13 protein-coding genes are annotated in these 12,988 nt (G+C 69.0%); 8 read left to right on the top strand and 5 right to left on the bottom strand.

Annotation, left to right across the window (positions count from 1 at the left end; translation table 11 throughout):
• Positions 1-131: 131 nt before the first annotated feature.
• Complete coding sequence (locus ACWFRJ_RS20955) at positions 132-1,709, top strand: sodium:solute symporter family protein (protein ID WP_453532729.1); 1,578 nt, start codon at positions 132-134, stop codon at positions 1,707-1,709.
• A 94-nt stretch (positions 1,710-1,803) separates the two neighbouring features.
• Here the strand turns inward: ACWFRJ_RS20955 and ACWFRJ_RS20950 are convergent, their stop codons facing one another.
• From ACWFRJ_RS20950 to ACWFRJ_RS20940, 3 genes are all read right to left on the bottom strand, one after another.
• On the bottom strand, positions 1,804-2,922 hold the full coding sequence (locus tag ACWFRJ_RS20950; RefSeq protein ID WP_453532726.1) for an ADP-ribosylglycohydrolase family protein: 1,119 nt from the start codon (positions 2,920-2,922) through the stop codon (positions 1,804-1,806).
• Between the two features lie 227 nt (positions 2,923-3,149).
• Positions 3,150-3,929 carry a helix-turn-helix domain-containing protein gene (locus tag ACWFRJ_RS20945; RefSeq protein ID WP_453532724.1) on the bottom strand — a complete coding sequence of 260 codons (780 nt, stop codon included), beginning with the start codon at positions 3,927-3,929 and terminating at the stop codon, positions 3,150-3,152.
• Positions 3,930-4,309: 380 nt separating this feature from the next.
• Positions 4,310-4,753, bottom strand: coding sequence for an ATP-binding protein (locus tag ACWFRJ_RS20940; protein WP_453532721.1), 444 nt, complete (start codon positions 4,751-4,753; stop codon positions 4,310-4,312).
• Positions 4,754-4,909: 156 nt separating this feature from the next.
• Here ACWFRJ_RS20940 and ACWFRJ_RS20935 point away from each other — a divergent pair, with 156 nt between their 5' ends.
• Together ACWFRJ_RS20935 and ACWFRJ_RS20930 are read left to right on the top strand one after the other, a co-directional pair.
• A complete protein-coding gene (locus ACWFRJ_RS20935; protein WP_453532718.1) occupies positions 4,910-5,758 on the top strand; it encodes a helix-turn-helix domain-containing protein in 849 nt (282 codons plus the stop codon).
• Positions 5,755-6,036 (top strand): DUF397 domain-containing protein, encoded by a 282-nt coding sequence (locus ACWFRJ_RS20930; RefSeq protein ID WP_453532715.1) that lies wholly within the window; start codon positions 5,755-5,757, stop codon positions 6,034-6,036. The genes ACWFRJ_RS20935 and ACWFRJ_RS20930 overlap by 4 nt, the downstream gene beginning before the upstream one ends.
• Here ACWFRJ_RS20930 and ACWFRJ_RS20925 read toward each other — a convergent pair.
• Positions 6,033-6,524 (bottom strand): TetR/AcrR family transcriptional regulator, encoded by a 492-nt coding sequence (locus ACWFRJ_RS20925; RefSeq protein ID WP_453532713.1) that lies wholly within the window; start codon positions 6,522-6,524, stop codon positions 6,033-6,035. The two genes, ACWFRJ_RS20930 and ACWFRJ_RS20925, sit on opposite strands and share 4 nt — an antisense overlap.
• Positions 6,525-6,608: 84 nt before the next feature.
• On the opposite strand from ACWFRJ_RS20925, the gene ACWFRJ_RS20920 reads away from it, so the two are divergent.
• The 4 genes from ACWFRJ_RS20920 (at position 6,609) to ACWFRJ_RS20905 (ending at position 10,248) form a co-directional block, all read left to right on the top strand.
• Positions 6,609-7,664 (top strand): FAD-dependent monooxygenase, encoded by a 1,056-nt coding sequence (locus tag ACWFRJ_RS20920; RefSeq protein WP_453532712.1) that lies wholly within the window; start codon positions 6,609-6,611, stop codon positions 7,662-7,664.
• Between the two features lie 147 nt (positions 7,665-7,811).
• Positions 7,812-8,255, top strand: a complete 444-nt coding sequence (locus ACWFRJ_RS20915; RefSeq protein WP_453532709.1) for a GntR family transcriptional regulator — start codon at positions 7,812-7,814, stop codon at positions 8,253-8,255.
• The gene (locus ACWFRJ_RS20910) at positions 8,252-9,220 is read left to right on the top strand and encodes an ATP-binding cassette domain-containing protein (protein WP_453532706.1); all 969 of its coding nucleotides are present in this window, start codon (positions 8,252-8,254) and stop codon (positions 9,218-9,220) included. The genes ACWFRJ_RS20915 and ACWFRJ_RS20910 overlap by 4 nt, the downstream gene beginning before the upstream one ends.
• Positions 9,217-10,248 carry an ABC transporter permease gene (locus ACWFRJ_RS20905; RefSeq protein WP_453532703.1) on the top strand — a complete coding sequence of 344 codons (1,032 nt, stop codon included), beginning with the start codon at positions 9,217-9,219 and terminating at the stop codon, positions 10,246-10,248. The genes ACWFRJ_RS20910 and ACWFRJ_RS20905 overlap by 4 nt, the downstream gene beginning before the upstream one ends.
• 28 nt (positions 10,249-10,276) lie before the next feature.
• On the opposite strand, the gene ACWFRJ_RS20900 is transcribed toward ACWFRJ_RS20905, so the two are convergent.
• Entirely contained in the window at positions 10,277-11,311 is a 1,035-nt protein-coding gene (locus ACWFRJ_RS20900; protein ID WP_453532700.1) for a hypothetical protein, read from the bottom strand.
• 244 nt (positions 11,312-11,555) lie between these two features.
• On the opposite strand from ACWFRJ_RS20900, the gene ACWFRJ_RS20895 reads away from it, so the two are divergent.
• On the top strand, positions 11,556-12,956 hold the full coding sequence (locus tag ACWFRJ_RS20895) for an FG-GAP-like repeat-containing protein (protein WP_453532697.1): 1,401 nt from the start codon (positions 11,556-11,558) through the stop codon (positions 12,954-12,956).
• Positions 12,957-12,988 lie beyond the last annotated feature (32 nt).

Raw genomic sequence — 12,988 nt, 5'->3', positions numbered from 1 at the left:
GGTTGTCCGCAGCGCACGCCCGAACCCACGATGAGCGGGCACTTCAGGCCGCCCACGTCCGTATGTCACGAAACTGGCGAAGTGCACGGCATTTCAGCGCAGTTCACAAGGCGGACCCCTGGAGGGGGCACATGAACAGTCTCGACTGGGCCGTGCTCATCGGCTACTTCGGAATCATGGTCGCGATCGGCGTCTGGTCGCACAAGCGCGTGGACAACGTCAGCGACTTCTTCACCGCGGGCGGCAAGATGCCCTGGTGGCTCTCCGGCATCTCGCACCACATGTCCGGCTACAGCGCGGTGATGTTCACCGGGTACGCGGGCATCGCGTACACATACGGCGTCACGTCCTTCATCACCTGGTCGTTCCCGATCGCGCTCGGTATCGCCATCGGTTCCAGACTCTTCGCGCCCCGCATCAACCGGCTGCGCTCACGACTGCATGTGGCGTCCCCGCTCGAATACCTCAAGAACCGCTACAACCTCAAAACCCAGCAGGCGCTCGCCTGGTCCGGCATGCTCCTGAAGATCGTGGACGTGGCCGCCAAGTGGGCCGCCATCTCCACGCTGCTCTCCGTCTTCACCGGCATCTCGATCAACCAGGGCATCCTGATCACCGGCGTGATCACCGCCATCTACTGCACCATCGGCGGCCTGTGGGCCGACGCGCTCACCGAGCTCGGCCAGTTCATCATCCAGCTCCTGGCCGGTGTCGCGATGTTCGTGGCCGTCGTGTCCAAGCTCGGCGACCACGGCGGATTCTTCGGGGTCTGGGACGAGCCCGCACTGGCGGGACACGGAAAGCCGTTGGTCGGACCGTACGGAACGATCTTCCTTCTGGCGTTCCTCTTCATCAAGCTCTTCGAGTACAACGGCGGCATGCTCAACCAGGCGCAGCGCTACATGGCCACGGCGACCCCCCGCGAGGCCGCGCGCTCGGCCCGGCTCTCCGCGATCCTGTGGCTGGTGTGGCCGGTCGTCCTCTTCTTCCCCATGTGGATGTCCCCGCTCCTGGTGAAGGCGCAGAAGCCCGACGGCTCCGACTCGTACGCCCTGATGACCGAGCAGCTCCTGCCGCACGGCCTGTTGGGTCTGGTCATCGTCGGCTTCTTCTCGCACACGATGGCCATGTGCTCATCGGACGCCAACGCGATCGCGGCGGTGTTCACGCGGGACGTCGCTCCCGTCGTGTCCGAGAAGGCCAGAGGGTGGAACGACCGCAAGGGTCTGATCGCGGCGCGCCTGACCACGGTGATCTTCCTGGGCCTTTCGATGGCGGTGGCCACGCAGGTCAACTCCCCCGCGTTCAAGGACATCATCACGGTCGTCATCAAGTGGGTGGCGGGCCTCATGGGTCCGATCGCGATCCCGATGATGCTGGGTCTGCTGCGTACGTTCCGCAAGTCGGGACCGACGGCGGCGCTGACCAGCTGGTCGATGGGTCTGCTCGCCTTCTGGCTGGTCAACTACCCGATCAACTGGAACGTCGAGGGCGGGGTGCCCCTGGAGTACCAGGTCTCGATCCCGCTGGCGGTCTCGCTGATCCTCTACATCGCGATCGGCTACATCAAGCCGGAGGACACCCCGGAGCGGGACGCGATCATCGAGAAGATCAATACGGACGACGACGGCTCCGCATCCGCTGCGGTTGTTCCGGCGCCGGCGGGAGGGGCGGACGAAACGGTCGCCCCCCATGGCCGCTTGCCGTAAATCACCGGCTCCGCCGAGTTCGTCCTCAAACGCCGGACGGGCTGGATACTCTCCAGCCCGTCCGGCGTATTGCGTGCTGCGTACTACCTACTGCCTACGCCCGCGGATACTTCGCCAGCCATCCCGGCGACGACACCGCGGGCCCGTGCAGTGCGGGCCCCTGTGTCATCTCCATGGCGAAATCGTCGGCGAGCTCAAGGATCGTGGCCCGCCCCTCCAGCTCGGTGAGCCAGCCCGGAGGCAGCGCGGTCTCGCCGTGCAGCGCGCCGAGCAGCGCCCCGCACAGTCCTCCGGCGGCAGCGGACGCGCCCCCGTGATTGACGGCGAGTCGCAGCCCATGACGGATGTCCTCGCCCACGAGAGCGCAGTAGACGGCGGCGGCGAGCGCACCCTCCGCGCCGCCTTCGCCGACCAGCTCCTCCACGCGCGAGGGGTTGGGCATGCCCTGCCGCACGGCTCCGAGCGCATGCTTCAGGGCGTCGGTGACGGGCTGATGGCCGGGTCGGGCCGCAAGCAGCGCGAGTGTCCGCTGGATGGCACCGTCCAGGGACTCTCCGCGAGCGAGCCCGTGCACGATGACGGTGTGGGCGCCGGCCGCGAGATAGGCGGTGGGGTGGCCGTGTGTCTGTACCGCGCACTCCACGGCCAGCTGAAGCACCAGCTGCGGCTCCCACCCGACCAGGAGCCCGAAGGGCGCGGACCGGGTGACGGCCGCTGTCCCCTTCTCCTCCGGGTTCTTGGGAGCCTCGAGCGTCCCCATCTTCTCGTCCCCGAACCCCAGCAGGCAGGAGCGGGCAGGCGACCGTCGTGAGTAGAGCCACTCCTCGCGGGCCAACCATCCGTCTTCCTTGCGCCGTTCGTCGGGCCCCCAGTCGCTCTGGGTGGCCGCCCAGCGGCGGTAGGCGCGGTGCAGATCGGTGGGCGGATGCCAGGCGCCGGTGTCGCGCCGCACCTGGGCGCGTATGAGTCCGTCGACGGTGAAGAGGGTGAGCTGCGTGGCAGCGGTGACGGCGCCGCGCCTGCCGTGCGCGGAGGCGGGTTCGGTGAGCCCTTCGGCTCCGTGCGCCTCGCGTATCGCCTTGAGGCTCAGCGAGTCGACGGGTGCGCCGAGCGCGTCCCCGACGGCGCCCCCGAGCAGCGTGCCGCGGACGCGGCTACGGAAGTCCTGCTGCTCGGAGCGGCCCCAGACTCCGGTGGCTGCTGCGGTACTCATCGCACCTCCTCCCCTGCTTGTCCCTGCTCTCCCCTGCACTTCTGCGCAGCACTGTAATCGACCGGGAACGCTCGGTTCGGTGGCGAAGAGATATCTGAAGAGTCGCCCGTCAGATCACTTTTGACCGGCCTTCACCAGGCCTCTTCATGGATCTACACAGGCCTGTAGAAACGTCCATTTCACGGCCACATGGTCGTGAACACAGGACGCTCTCTTGCGGTCGGCTCCTATGCTGCGGTCGCGCCGGAGTGGCTGCAGGCTCGGCACTGGCCCGGTTCAGGGGACCGGAAGGCTCGGTCGCAGGCTTCGCAGGTCTGGAGCGGGTCGGGGCGGGGCGCTTTCGGTGCAGGGGGGATCGCTGGGGGCAGCAGGGCCGTGAGGCGGTGGGCGAGGAAGGCAGCTGGGTGGCGCAGGGGCTCCGGTGGCAGTCCGGACGCGAGCGTCTGCTGTACGTCGGCGGGGGCCACGCCCCGCTCCAGCCAGGCGGCGGCAGCGGGCGCGAGGCGGCGCACGTCGCGCTCGGCGAGCAGGAGGCGGGGCGAGAGCGTGCGGAGGCCGGACAGGAGGTCGGCGGCGGCGCGGTGGGTCGGGGGGCCGCCCGGCTCTGGTTGCCCCGAAGCGGGCGGGTGGTGCCCGGCGGGGGCCGCTGGTTCGGGCTCCTCGGGCTCCGGCGCCAGTTCCAGGCGGGGCGCGGGGGCGTGTGCGGTGGGTCGGCGGACAGCGCTCTTCGGGACGTTGTACGAGATCGTCCGCGTCACGATCCGTCCGGACGGCAGGCGCTCCTTGGTCCGGGACAGGTAGCCGTACGCCTCCAACTCCCGCAGTCCTGCGGCGATCCGCGTCTCCCCTTCGGGGAATTTGGCGGCCAGGACCTTGATGCCGACCAGGGCGCCGTCCGGGAGCGACTGAATGTGCGTCGCGAGGCCGATCGCGGTCAGGGAGAGGTCGGGGTGCTGGGCGAGATGGTTTCCGACGACGGTGAACTGCTCGGGGTGGTGTTCGACCACGTGACCAACTCCGAGTCGGGTGCGGTGGGAACGACTTGATCGACCGGAACCGCCGGAGTGCGTGCGCCCTCGGGCGCTAAAGTGCTGCTCAGTCATCGGGAAGCGTCTTCTTCCTTGGTGATCAGGCCCTCGTTCGGGATTGCTGTCCCGGCGGGGGCCGATTCGTGTGACGTGCGGTTGTACGTCACTTACACGTCGCGGGGTATCGCGTCCTGTCGCGACTCCCTGACAGCGCCGACAATCTCCTACCAAGTTCCTTGATCGCCAGCCCAGTTGGCAATGATCACCCTTGTGGGTGACAGCGAGGGACTGGCGGGGTGGGGTGGGGTTTCCCCAACCCTTTACCTGGTTCTTTGTCTTTGGCGTCGGGCCCCTCCGGGTCACGTCACCCCGCGATCCGGCAGCAGCGCGATCTCCGCCCAGACCGTTTTGCAAGGGGCGGGACCTTCCTCCACACCCCATCGATCCGCGTACGCGGCGACCAGAAGCAGGCCCCGGCCGGACTCCAACTCCGCATGGCCTCCAGCCGGGTCCGGTGTACGTGGGAGCCGGTCGCCGCGAGTGTCGGTCACCTCAATACGGAGCGTGCGGGTCGCGTCCAGCGCGAGGGTCAGCCGAAATCCGCGACCCGGCACGCTGCCGTGCAGGGTCGCGTTCGCTGTGAGCTCGGCGGTGACGTGTTCCGCCGCGTCGGACGGCGTCCGCCAATCGGCCAGTTGACGCTCCGTGAGCAGCCGGGCCAGGCGTGCGCCTCTTCGCGTCGCTGAGAGCAGGACGGTGAACTGGCGGGTTGGGGAGCTGGTTTGGGTGACTTCCTGATTCATGTCACTCAGCGTGGCCGGGCGTGCGTACGCTGAACAGCGATGACGCCCATGCGTACGCGACTGTCCAGCGGCTGTCCTGACCTGTACAGCCTGTCCGGCGTGACACTCAGTATGTAAGCACCGTTGGGGACGGGCGGCACGGCGGAGGTGGACGCGGTGAACACTGACGGTACGGATGAGCCCGGCTGGGACGTTGATCCCGAGGACGAGTCGGGGACGGTGGTCGCTGTGGGCCGCCAGATCAGGCTCTGGCGGGAGGCGGCTGGACTGGGGGCCGCCGAGTTCGGCAGGGCCGTGGGGTACGGCGAGAACCTCGTCTACAAGATCGAGCGCGGGAAGCGGATTCCTCGGCCGGAGTTTCTGGACAAGGCGGACGGGGTTCTAGGCGCGGGCGGCAAAATCGCCGCGATGAAAAAGGACGTGGCGGAGGCCCAGTACCCGAAGAAAGTCCGGGACTTGGCGAAGCTGGAGGCACAGGCGGTGGAGCTTGGCGCCTACAGCAATCACACGATCCACGCGCTGTTGCAGACAAGGGAGTACACCCAGACGATCTTCGGCATGCGCCGTCCTTTGTACTCCGAGGAGATCATCGAGCGGGAAGTCGGAGCACGTATGTCCCGGCAGGAGGTCATCGACCACACAAAGCCGGAGCCCGTCTTCAGCTTCGTACAGGAAGAGGTCACTCTCCGGCGACCCATCGGAGGCAGAGCAGTGCACCGGGGCCAGTTGGAACGGCTTCTGAGCGTCGGCCGGTTGCGCAACATCGAGATCCAGGTGATGCCCACCGATCTAGACGATCACGCGGGTCTAGGCGGCTCGTTTCGGCTGTTCAAGCTCAAAGACGGCACCACTCTCGGCTATGCGGAGGTGCAGCACATCAGCCGTCTTGTGACCACTCCCAGGGAGGTGCAGTACTTGGAGATGCAGTATGGAAGCATCCGGGCACAGGCTCTCACCCCGCGAGAGTCACTGGCCTTCGTCGAGAAACTGCTGGGAGAGACATGAACATCAACTCCGCTACGGACGACGGTTCCGAATTGGAGTGGTTCAAGAGCAGCTACAGCAGCAACGAGGCCGGATCCGACTGCGTAGAAGTGGCCTGGCGGAAGAGCAGTCACAGCAGCAACGAGCCTGGCTCCGACTGCGTCGAAATCGCCCCCACCCCCCGCACCATCCACGTACGCGACTCCAAGAACACCCGCGGCCCCCAACTCGCCTTCGCGAACGCCACCTGGGCCCACTTCCTCACGTACGCGGCAGTGCCCCCGCACTCGGCTCGTTAGAGCCTGCTGGCCAGCGAGCCAAGCTCCTGGACCACCTCGGCGCCGGACGGCGCGTGATCCGGGTCCACCAGCCACTGCAGCATCAGCCCGGTCAGCAGCGCGAGCGGCACCGAGCCGCCGAGGCCCTCCCGCCCCTCGCGCTGCCCTTCGGCGAGGTGTGCGCGCACCTCTGGTGAGCGCTCGGCCTGCACTGCGGCCTCGAGTTGAGCCACCCACAACGACCGGTGCGTGGTGAAGCTGTCGATCAGCGCCTGCCAGCGCTCTTCCGGCTTGCCCCCTGGGACGCTTCGGTCCAGTTCGGCGCCGAGTTCGTCCACCGCCCGCACCAACGCCTGGGTGAGAAGCGCGTCCTTGGAGCCGAAGTGGTAGCCGATGGCGGCGTGACTGACTCCCGCGGCCGAGGCGATGTCCCGGACCGTGGTGTGGGCCCAGCCGCGTTCGATCAGGCACTGCTTGGCCCCGGCCAGCAGATCTTCTCGGTTTCCCATGGCGCACAGCATAGCGGAGATTTGACCGAGTGGTTCATCCATATGGATTGACCAAATGGTCAAACGATGGCTACGGTCCTGCCCATGACGACGAAGACGAAGGTCCTGATCTCGGGTGCCAGCGTGGCCGGCCCGGCCCTGGCCTACTTCCTGCACCGCGACGGCTACGACGTGACCGTGGTCGAACGCGCCCCGGCTCTCCGGGAGACCGGGTACGCCGTCGACTTCCGCGGCGCGGCGTTCGACGTACTGGAGGAGATGGGCATCCTCGACGAGGTTCGCGGGCTCGACACGAAGATGCGCGGCACCGCGCTGCTGGACGAGGCGGGCGCCGAGACCGGAAGCCTCCCCGCCGAGGTGTTCGCGGGCGAACTCGAAGTGCCCAAGCAGGAACTGACCCAGATCCTGTACCGGCTCAGCGCCGCCGACGTGGAGTACCTCTTCGACGACTCGATCAGTGCGCTCAGCCAGGACGGCACCGGCGTCATGGTCGAGTTCGAGCGGGCCACCGCCCGGCGCTTCGACCTCGTCGTCGGAGCGGACGGCGTCTACTCCAAGGTGCGCCAACTCGCCTTCGGCCCGCACTCCGACGCAGTACGGCACCTGGGCATGTCCGGCGCCGGCTTCACCGCCGTCAACCACCTCGGCTTCGACCACAGTGGTGCGCTGAGGCAGACCGAGGGCACGGCGATCTACGCCTTCAGCGCGGCCGACCCGGACAGGCTGATGGTCAGCCTGTCCTTCGCCACCGCCTCGCCCGCACTGGACCGGCGCGGCCGGGACGAGCAGGAGCAGGCCGTACGGGAGGCGTTCGCCGGGCACGGCTGGGAGACGCCCCGCCTGCTGGAGGCGATGACGGCAGCGGACGACTTCTACTTCGCCTCCGCCTGCCAGATCCACCTGGACACATGGTCGCGGGGCCGGATCACGTTGCTCGGCGACGCGGGGTACTGCGCCGCACCCACCAGCGGCATGGGTACGTCGCAGGCGCTCATCGGCGCGCGCACGCTGGCCCGGCAACTGGCCGGGGCAGTCGGCGATCACCTGACGGCGTTCGCCGCGTACGAGGCAGAAATGCGGCCTTACGTCACCGCGAACCAGACCAAGGGCCGTGAAGGTGCGGCGATGTTCGGCGGTTGAGGCATGCCGGGTGTACTCCGCCCCGCCACCCTCCGACACGCGGCCCCGCCAACCCTTCCACGGGTTGCGCGGGGCCCTCGTGCTTGACATCAGAGCACCCCATCTCCAGTATTCAGCTAGTTAACTAGTGGACAAGTGGTGAGATGGATGCGGTACTACATCGAGAGGCGCCGTGGCGTCGCGGCGTACCAGCAGATTGTCGAGCAGACCAAACGGGCCGTCAGAGCCGGTGCGTTGAAGGCCGGTGACCGGTTGCCGACCGCTCGTGAAGTGGCCGAGACCTGTGCCGTGAACCCCAACACCACGCTCAAGGCCTATCGGGAGCTTGAGCGGGACGGCGTCGTGGAGCTGCGGCAGGGAGTGGGCACGTTCATCGCCGCCGCAGCCGTGGAAGCGGACCGGGGTCACGCGCCCGTCGTCGAGTCGCCGCTCTACGCCGAACTGGCGGAGTGGACCGGGCGGGCGCTGGCCGCGGGTCTGGTGGAGGAAGACGTGCGGGATCTGGTCGAACTGGCGCTTCAGGAGCGTCAGCAGACGGCGGCGGGCACTTCCCGCAGCAGTACGGACGAGCGGAACGGGGGACGGGGATGAGCGGGGCGTCAGGAGAGGCGGCCGTGCGGAACAAGGGGCGGACCGCCCTGGAAGTGCGCGGCCTGGGACGGCAGTACGGGCGCCGCTGGGTGCTGCGCGACGCGACGTTCCGGCTGCCCGCAGGGCGCGTGTGCGGACTCGTGGGTCCGAACGGCGCGGGCAAGACGACGATGCTGGAGATCTTCGCGGGACTGCGCGACGCGTCGGCGGGCGAGGCAACGGTCTTCGGCGAGCCCGCCGGTGGGACGGAGGCTCGGCAGCGGGTCGCGTTCCTGCCGCAGGAGAAGCCGCTGTTCGCGCGCTTCACGGTCGCCGAGACGCTGCGGGCGGGCCGCGAGCTGAACCCGCACTGGGACCAGGAGCTGGCCGAGGACTTCCTGCGGGCCGGTTCCATTCCGCTCGACGCCAAGGTGGGGAAGCTGTCCGGCGGCCAGCGCACCCGGGTCGCCCTCGCGGTGGCCCTGGGCAAGCGCCCCGACCTGCTCCTGCTCGATGAGCCGCTCGCCGATCTGGACCCGCTGGTGCGCAGGCAGACCGTCGCCGCGCTGCTCGGCGAGGTGGCCGAGCGCGGCATCACCGTCCTGCTCTCCAGCCACCTGGTGGCCGAACTCGACACGCTGTGCGACTACTTGCTGCTCGTCGCCGAGGGCGGGCTGCGCCTTGCCGGTGACGTGGACGAGATCATCAGCGTCCACCGGATGCTGTCCGCGCCCACCGATCGGGTGCCGACCGGGCCCGACGGTCTTCCCGGAGGGCTCGAGCACCACACGGTCGTGGAGACCCACGGCGATTCGCGGTACACCACCGCCCTTGTCCGCCCCGGCGGACCGGTCGGCGACTTCTGGGACACCGCCGCGCCCACCCTTGAGGAAGTGGTGCTCGCCTATCTGGCACAGAGCAGCTCCACGCCGCTGATCAGCCCCAACTCCTATGTGCTCGGCGCCGGTCCGGAGGTAGTGAAGTGAGTACGACGACACAGGCGCTCCGGGCGGACGGCGGCGGCTCCCCCGGAGCGACGGGGCGGCAGGCACGGGCGCGGGCGCGCGGCTTCGGCCCGAGCGGGATGGCCTGGCTGGTGTGGCGCCAGCACCGGACGGCGTTCCTCCTGCTGCTCGCGGTGGCCGCCGTCACGACGGTGGTTCTGGCGTGGCTCGCCAAGGACGCGAGCAACGCGGTGGCGGCCGTCGAAGTGTCGGATCCGTCCCCCGTGGCGACCGCGGCCCTCGACGCCGCTTACCAACGGCTCGACCTGCTGGGTCTGGCGCTCGCGGGCCTGCCCGTGATCATCGGCGTGTTCATCGGCGCTCCGCTGTTCGCGGGGGACCTGGAGAGCGGCACCGCCAAGTTCGTGTGCGTACAGTCGCGCAGCCGCTGGAACTGGGTGGCGACGAAGCTCGGCATGGCCGCCCTGTTCGCGGCGGTGGCGGCGCTCTCCACCGGGATCGCCATGAAGGCCCTGTGGACGCCGCTGGCGAACCACATGGCCGTGAACGCGGACTTCACCAGCAGCGGCGGGTTCGACACCACGGGCCCTGTCACGGTGGCCCTGGCCGTACTCGGCCTCCTTATCGGCGCCGCCGCCGGGCTCCTGACGCGGCGCACGCTGCCCGCGATGGTGGTGACGTTCGTCGCCCTGCTGGTGGTGAAGGCCGTCTGGTCGCGGATGACCATGATGTTCGCGCCCACGGTGACGGAGACGACGGGCGGCGGCCGGTTCGCCGAAGGCGATGCTCCGGTGGTCCCCGTCAACGCCCTGGAGGTCGACACCTCCTACGTGACCGATGACGGCTCACTCCTCGGCTGGGGCAGCTGCGTGGAGGAGAAGGACAGGGCGGCCTGTCTGCGGCGCGACGGGGTGGTCGGCTGGTCGAAGGAGTATCTGCCCTTCTCCCACATGGACGCCATGCAGTGGGCGGCGAGTGGCGCCCTTGCCGGGGCGATCCTGGTGACGGCGGTCATCCTGGTGTACGCGGCGCGACGCGCCCTGCGCTGACCTCGTCACCCCGCCCCGCCCTACGACGTCACCCCACCGTACGAACGACGCTCCCCGCCTCCTCGCGATCGCGCAGATCCCCGTGGAGACGGGCGAACGTCGCGCACACCAGCGGCATGACCACCGGGGGCAGCAGGAGGAAGGCCACGGCCGATGGCAGGACCATCACCAGCACACCCGTGATCCATACGTTGTCGTCGCTGAGCCACAGCATGCCGAGCCCGGTGAAGTGGGTGAGGGGAGCGGCGACGTACAGGGCGAGCCAGAAGACGAGCGCGGTGGCCACGGTGACCAGCGTGCCCGTGCCGAGGGTGCGCAGGCGTGCGCGACGGGTCAGCACCCAGGAGCGGTAAAGGGCCGCGAACGGGGAGCGGCGCTCGACGACCGTCTCGGCGGTGGCCGACGACAGGCGGAAGTACAGCAGCAGGCCGACGTACCCCACGGCGTACGGCAGCACCCACCCCACCAGCGTGTACTGCGGAGTCGCGGTTTCGCCGATGGGCGTGGGCTCGACGCCGGGCACGTCGCCGTTCTCGACGACGGTCCACAGCATCAGGCCCACCATCGCCACCGCGCCCACAGCGAGGCCGGTCAGCGCGTTGACCGCGACAGCGGCGGGAAGGCGGCTGCGGGTGCGCCGCCACAGCTCGCGGGTGGTCAACGGGCCGCCGTCGCGCGTGGCGTGGGCGTCGCCGACGGCATACGCGGTGTGCAGGACGGAGACGACGAGGAGCCCCAGGACGAGCAGCAGCGGCGTCATCACGAAGAGCACCCTCGCCAGCTCCGGCATGGCGTCCTCGGCGTAGGCCACGTAGGAGTCCTCGTTGGCGATGTTGCGGTCCGCGTACTCCCGGACGCCCTCGAAGGTGTCCCACGCCGCCGCGAATCCGCCGGCCAGGATCGCGATGCCGACCACGGCGGTCAGGGCGGATACGCGGAGGGTGAAGCCGTACAGCGGGCGGCGGTAGCCCTTGCCGACGTCGAGCGCCCCGCCGGGGCCGTCAGCCCCGGCCACCCCGTCGATCGGCTGGTCGGTCGCCGCTTCGTTCTCGTCGTGCGCCATGAATTGATCTGACCTCCGTGCGGCTGTGCGGCTGTTCCGTGGTGACTACAGCCAAGACGCCGCCCAGGGCGCACAGAGTTCCAGGGGGCGGCATCTGCCCTGGTAAGTCGCAAGCTCTGTAACAGGAACACCGGCTTCTGTAACGGGAATGTCAGGCAACGTAACGGTGAACCTGTAGCGCACAACCATCGACGTAGAGCCCTTGTCTCCCTTACGTCACAGCAGTTTCCCCACAGGAGGATCAGTGCGACGTTCACTCATAGCCGCAGTCGCCGTCACCGCGCTCGCGACGCCGTTCGCCATCGCGTTGACGACCGGTTCAGCCAGCGCCGCCCCCACCGCGGCCGCCAAGCCGGTTACCGACTTCAACCATGACGGATACGCCGACCTCGCCATCTCCGCCCCCGGCGGCACCGTCGACGGCGTGGCCGGCGCGGGCTACGTCTCCATCGTGTACGGCTCGGCGTCCGGCGCCGACACCGCGCACCCCAAGCAGATCGACCGCACCACCCCCGGCGTACCCGGTGACCCCGAGGACAACGGCGGCTTCGGCGCGGGTGCCACCGGCGACTTCGACGGCGACGGATACACCGACCTCGTCGTGAACAACGGCAAGGTCGACGCCGTGGTCTGGGGTTCCGCGGACGGCCTGACCAAGGCCGGCCCGCTGCCGGGCGGCTTCACGGACCAGCTGAAGTCCGGCGACTTCAACGGCGACGGCAAGGCCGACCTCGTCACCACCAACCAGTCCAAGATGGAGGTGCGCTACGGCCCGTTCACCCGTGACGGGAAGCCCGCCTCCACCTCGTCCGTCGCGAACGGCGACGACGGCCCCCAGGACCTCATGGTGGGCGACGTGACCGGTGACGGCGCGGACGACCTCGTCACCGGCCACGCCATGGAGGAGATGCAGCACTCCTCGCGCCTGTGGAAGGGCAGCAAGGACGGTCTCTCCAAGACGTCGACGCCGACCAAGAAGTTCACGACGAACGGCGTCATCGCCGACGTGGACAAGGACGGTTACGGCGACCTGGTGGCCCGTGAGGTCGACGAGGTCTCCGAGACCCAGGTGTACGACGCGGGCGCGGTCCGGGTCATCTACGGCTCCAAGTCCGGCTTCTCCACCCGCACTGCGAAGATCGACCAGGACACCGCGGGCGTCCCCGGCGCCAGCGAGGCTGCGGAGATCAACGGGCCCGAGCGGGGCGACCAGTTCGGCGCCTCCGTCACCGCGGGCGACGTCAACGGCGACGGCTACGCCGACATCGCGGTGGGCGTGCCCGGCGAGAACCTCGGCGACGTCGCCGACGCCGGTGCGATCGTCCTGCTCAAGGGCGGCGCGAACGGCCTGAGCGGCAAGGGCGCGCAGGCCTTCAACCAGGGCACGGCGGGCGTCCCCGGCGTCTCGGAGAAGAACGACAACTTCGGTGAGGAGGTCCAGCTCACCGACGTCAACAAGGACGGCCTCGCCGACCTGACCGTGGGCGTGCCCCAGGAAGACGGCACGACCAAGGACTCCGGCGCCGCCTGGCTGTTCCGTGGCGCCAAGACGGGCCTGACAACGACCGGCATCACGTCGTTCAGCCCGTCCACCCTGGGCACCCCGGAGGCAGGGGCCCACTTCGGCTCCAGGATCTCCGGCTGACCCCTGCCTCCAACTAGGAACCTTGAGGGCTT

The sequence above is a fragment of the Streptomyces sp. NPDC055239 genome, assembly GCF_053606205.1.
This window is presented reverse-complemented; position numbering and strand designations above follow the sequence as displayed.

Bases quoted from the DNA above. Each gene is read 5' to 3' on its own strand.
- ACWFRJ_RS20955 (WP_453532729.1), top strand. From the start codon at position 132: ATGAACAGTCTCGACTGGGCCGTGCTCATCGGCTACTTCGGAATCATG.
- ACWFRJ_RS20950 (WP_453532726.1), bottom strand. From the start codon at position 2,922: ATGAGTACCGCAGCAGCCACCGGAGTCTGGGGCCGCTCCGAGCAGCAG.
- ACWFRJ_RS20940 (WP_453532721.1), bottom strand. From the start codon at position 4,753: ATGAATCAGGAAGTCACCCAAACCAGCTCCCCAACCCGCCAGTTCACC.
- ACWFRJ_RS20930 (WP_453532715.1), top strand. From the start codon at position 5,755: ATGAACATCAACTCCGCTACGGACGACGGTTCCGAATTGGAGTGGTTC.
- ACWFRJ_RS20925 (WP_453532713.1), bottom strand. From the start codon at position 6,524: ATGGGAAACCGAGAAGATCTGCTGGCCGGGGCCAAGCAGTGCCTGATC.
- ACWFRJ_RS20920 (WP_453532712.1), top strand. From the start codon at position 6,609: ATGACGACGAAGACGAAGGTCCTGATCTCGGGTGCCAGCGTGGCCGGC.
- ACWFRJ_RS20915 (WP_453532709.1), top strand. From the start codon at position 7,812: ATGCGGTACTACATCGAGAGGCGCCGTGGCGTCGCGGCGTACCAGCAG.
- ACWFRJ_RS20910 (WP_453532706.1), top strand. From the start codon at position 8,252: ATGAGCGGGGCGTCAGGAGAGGCGGCCGTGCGGAACAAGGGGCGGACC.
- ACWFRJ_RS20900 (WP_453532700.1), bottom strand. From the start codon at position 11,311: ATGGCGCACGACGAGAACGAAGCGGCGACCGACCAGCCGATCGACGGG.